This is a genomic window from Pseudomonas sp. GD03903, from assembly GCF_029840045.1.
Taxonomy (GTDB): Bacteria; Pseudomonadota; Gammaproteobacteria; order Pseudomonadales; family Pseudomonadaceae; genus Pseudomonas; species Pseudomonas pseudonitroreducens.
The window spans coordinates 1-4,426 of record NZ_JAOCBT010000050.1 but is presented as its reverse complement, the minus strand read 5'-3'; the positions used below and the strand labels follow the sequence as shown (position 1 = coordinate 4,426).

1 protein-coding gene is annotated in these 4,426 nt (G+C 62.8%); it reads right to left on the bottom strand.

Translation table 11 applies throughout. The annotated features are described in order from the left end of the window. Nucleotides 1-4,426 (bottom strand): Ig-like domain-containing protein (locus N5C91_RS31705; RefSeq protein ID WP_279834475.1); only part of this gene is annotated, 4,426 nt, incomplete at both ends.

The window sequence follows — 4,426 nt, the reverse complement described above, 5'->3', positions numbered from 1 at the left end:
GACCACGTTGATGGTCAGCGTGGTGGTGCTCGGGCTCGGCGGAACGATATCGACCGAGTAGGCGTGGCTGGCGGTGATATCACCGACGTTGCCGGCGGCGTCATGCGCTACCAGGGTGGCGTCGATCTTGTGGCTGGTTTCAGCCACCAGCTTGCTGCCCGGAACCGAGACGCTCCAGTCACCATTGGCCGCTACAGCGGCGCTGTAGGTGGTGCCGTCGAGCTTGAAGCTGACGATGTCGCCAGCCTTGAACTCGCCAGTGGCCTTGCCGCTGATGGTCTGGTTTACCTTGGATTCGTCGAGGTTGACGATGTCGTCACCGGCGACCACGTTGATGGTCAGCGTCGCTACCGGCGGTGTTACGTCTACCGAGTAGGCGTGGCTGGCAGTGATGTTGCCGACGTTGCCGGCGGCGTCATGCGCTACCAGGGTGGCGTCGATCTTGTGACCGGTGTCGGCCACCAGCTTGCTGCCCGGAACCGCGACGCTCCAGTCACCATTGGCCGCTACAGCGGCGCTGTAGGTGGTGCCGTCAAGTTTGAAGCTGACGATGTCGCCAGCCTTGAACTCGCCAGTGGCCTTGCCGCTGATGGTCTGGTTTGCCTTGGACTCTTCGAGGTTGACGATGTCGTCACCGGCGACCACGTTGATGGTCAGCGTGGTGGTGCTCGGGCTCGGCGGAACGATATCGACCGAGTAGGTATGGCTGGCGGTGATGTCACCGACGTTGCCGGCGGCGTCATGCGCTACCAGGGTGGCGTCGATCTTGTGGCTGGTTTCAGCCACCAGCTTGCTGCCCGGAACGTCCACGCTCCAGTCACCATTGGCCGCTACAGCGGCGCTGTAGGTGGTGCCGTCGAGTTTGAAGCTGACGATGTCGCCGGCCTTGAACTCGCCAGTGGCCTTGCCGCTGATGGTCTGGTTTGCCTTGGACTCTTCGAGGTTGACGATGTCGTCACCGGCTACCACGTTGATGGTCAGCGTGGTGGTGGTGCCATCCGGCCCCTTCAGGTCGACACTGTAGCCATGATCGGCGGATACGTTGTTGGTGTTTCCAGCCGTATCGTGTGCCACCAGGGTGGCGTGGATGTTGGTTTCCTTGGCGAGGTCTGCACCGGCTACCTGTACGCTCCATTTACCGTCGGCCGCTACAGCGGCGCTGTAGGTGGTGCCGTTGAGTTTGAAGCTGACGATGTCGCCGGCCGTGAACGCACCGGCGGCCTTGCCGCTGATGGTCTGCTGGGTCAGCGACTCGGCCAGGTTGACGATGTCGTCACCCGCCACGATGTCGATGGCCAGTGAGGCCGCGCCCGGTACCAGCTCCACGGTGTACGGGTGATCGGCGGTGATGCTGCCGATGTTACCCGCCTCATCGTGTGCCATCAGGGTGGCGTGGATGCTGGTTTCCTTGGCCAGGTCTGAACCGGCGACGGAAACGCTCCACTGGCCGTTAGCCGCTACAGCAGCGCTGTAGGTGGTGCCGTCAAGCTTGAAGCTGACGATGTCGCCGGCCTTGAACTCACCGGTAGCTTTACCACTGATGGTCTGGTTGGTCTGCGACTCGGCCAGGTTGACGATGTCGTCGCCCGCCACGATGTCGATGGTCAGCTGGGTGGTGTTGCTATCCGGGCCGTTGAGGTCAACGGTGTACGGATGGTTGGCAGTCACGGAGGAGCTGTTGCCAGCCACGTCGTGGGCCACCAGGGTAGCGTCGATGCTGGTGCCTTTGGACAGGTCGGTGCCCGATACCTGAACGCTCCACTTGCCATCGGCGGCTACAGCAGCGCTGTAGTTGGTGCCGTTGAGCTTGAAGCTGACGATGTCGCCGGCTACGAACTCACCGGTGGCCTTGCCACTGATGGTCTGGTTGGTCATGGCTTCAGCGGCGTTGACCATGTCGTCGCCGGCCACCACGTTGATGGTCAGTTGGGCAACCGGCGGGGTGATGTCGACGCTGTAGGCATGGTCGGCAACGACGTCGGCGCTGTTGCCGGCCGCATCGTGGGCTACCAGGGTAGCGTGGATGTTGGTGGCCTTGGCCAGGTCGGCACCGGCTACCGATACGCTCCAGTTGCCCGAAGCATTGACGGCGGCGCTGTAGGTGGTGCCATTGAGGGTGAAGCTCACCAGGTCGCCAGCCTTGAACTCGCCACTGGCTTTGCCGCTGATGGTCTGCTGGGCCTTGGACTCGGCGAGGTTGACGATGTCGTCACCGGCCACCACGTTGATGGTGAGGGTGGCAACCGGCGGAGTCAGGTCGACACCGTACGGACGGCTAGCCGGGACTTCGGAGGCGTTGCCGGCGCCATCGTGCGCCACCAGGGTGGCGTTGATGCTGCTGCCCTTGGCGAGGTCGGCACCGCTGACGGAGACGTTCCAGTCCCCCGAGGCGTTGACGGCGGCGCTGTAAGCATGGCCGTTGAGGCTGAAGCTGACGAGATCCCCGGCCTTGAACTGGCCGGTAGCCTTGCCGCTGATGATCTGGTTGACCTTCGATTCCTCGATGTTGACGACGTCGTCACCAGCGATCACGTTGATGATCAGGCCGGCTACCGGCGGCTCGACCTGTACCTGGTACGAGCGATCGGCAACCACAGTGGTGGCGTTGCCCGCGTCATCGTGAGCCACCAGGGTGGCGTGGATATTCACAGCCTTGGCCAGATCGGAACCAGCCACCATCACGCTCCAGTCGCCCGACGCGCTAACCACAGCGCTGTAGTCGGTGCCATTGAGGCCGAAGCTGACGATGTCGCCGGCCTTGAACTCGCCGCCAACCTTACCGCTGATGGCCTGGGAGGTTTGCGATTCGGCGTAGTTGACGATGTCGTCACCGGCGACCACGTTGATGGTCAGCGTCGCTACCGGCGGAATGATGTCGACGCTGTAGCCATGATCGGCCACTACATCGGCTACGTTGCCGGCGGTGTCGTGGGCCACCAGAGTGGCGTGGATGTTGGTTTCCTTGGCCAGGTCGGCACCCGCTACGGCGACGCTCCAGTTGCCCGAGGCGTTGACGGCGGCGCTGTAGTCATGGCCGTTGAGGGTGAACTTCACCAGGTCGCCGGTGGTGAACTCACCGGTAGCCTTGCCGCTGATGGTCTGCTGGCTCTGCGATTCGACCAGGTTGACCACGTCATCACCAGCGACGGTGTTGATGGTCAGTTGGGCAACCGGCGGGGTGATATCCACGCTATAGAGGTGGCTGGCGGTGACGCTGGCACTGTTGCCGGCCACGTTGGTGGCGGTGAAGGTGGCGTCGATGCGATGGCCTGCATCGGCAACCAGTTCGGCGCCGGGTACGTTGATGCTCCACTTGCCTTGCGAGTCGATGGTGCCGCTGTAGGTCGCGCCATTGACGACAATCTTGACGACGTCGCCGGCACGTCCACCAGTACTGCTACCGGTGATGGCCTGGTCGACCTTGGACTCTTCCAGGTTGACCACATCGTCGCCTGCCACGATGTTGATGTTCAGCGAGGCGACCGGCGGGTTGACGTTGACGGTGTAGGCACGGTCGGCCAGGACGTCTGCGCTGTTACCCGCGGCGTCATGGGCAACCAGAGTGGCATGGATGTTGGTTTCGGCAGCCAGGTCAGCCCCCGGAACGTTGACACTCCATTCGCCCTTGGCGTTGACGGTGGTGCTGTAGTCATGGCCATTGAGGCTGAAGCTGACCTTGTCGCCGGCCTGGAACTCGCCTTCGACCTTGCCGCTGATGGTCTGCGGCCGGGTGGACTCTTCCAGGTTGACGATGTCGTCGCCGGCTACGGTGTCGATGATCAGGGTGGCGACCGGCGGAACGATGTCCACCGCGTAAGCATGGTCAGCTGTGACGCTGCTGATGTTGCCGGCCATATCGTGGGCCACCAGGGTGGCGTGGATGTTGGTTTCGGCGGCCAGATCGGCACCGGCTACGTTGACGCTCCACTTGCCATCGGCAGCGACCGCGGCGCTGTAGGTGTGGCCGTTGAGGCTGAAGCTGACGATATCGCCTGCCTTGAATTCGCCCGTGGCCTTGCCGCTGATGCTCTGCTCGGTCTGGGACTCGGCGAGGTTGACGATGTCATCGCTCGTGACGACGTTGATGCTCAGAGCGACTTCGCCCGGCTGCAGCTTGACTTCATAGCTGTGGCTATCAGTGGCGTCGGTGTAGTTACCAGCAACGTCGGTGGCGCGAATCTTGCCATCGACGATATGGTCGCTATCAGCCACCAGATCGCTTCCCGAAACACCGGAAACGGTCCACTTGCCATCGGCATCGACGGTGCCGCTGTAGGCCTTGCCATTGATGGTCAGAGTGACCACGTCACCTTCACGGGCCCCTGTGGAGCTGCCAGTGATGCTGACCTTGCCTGCTGCCTCGACGGCGTTGACGATGTCGTCGCCGGCCACGGTTTCGATGACCAGGGTCACGCCTGTCGGCGGA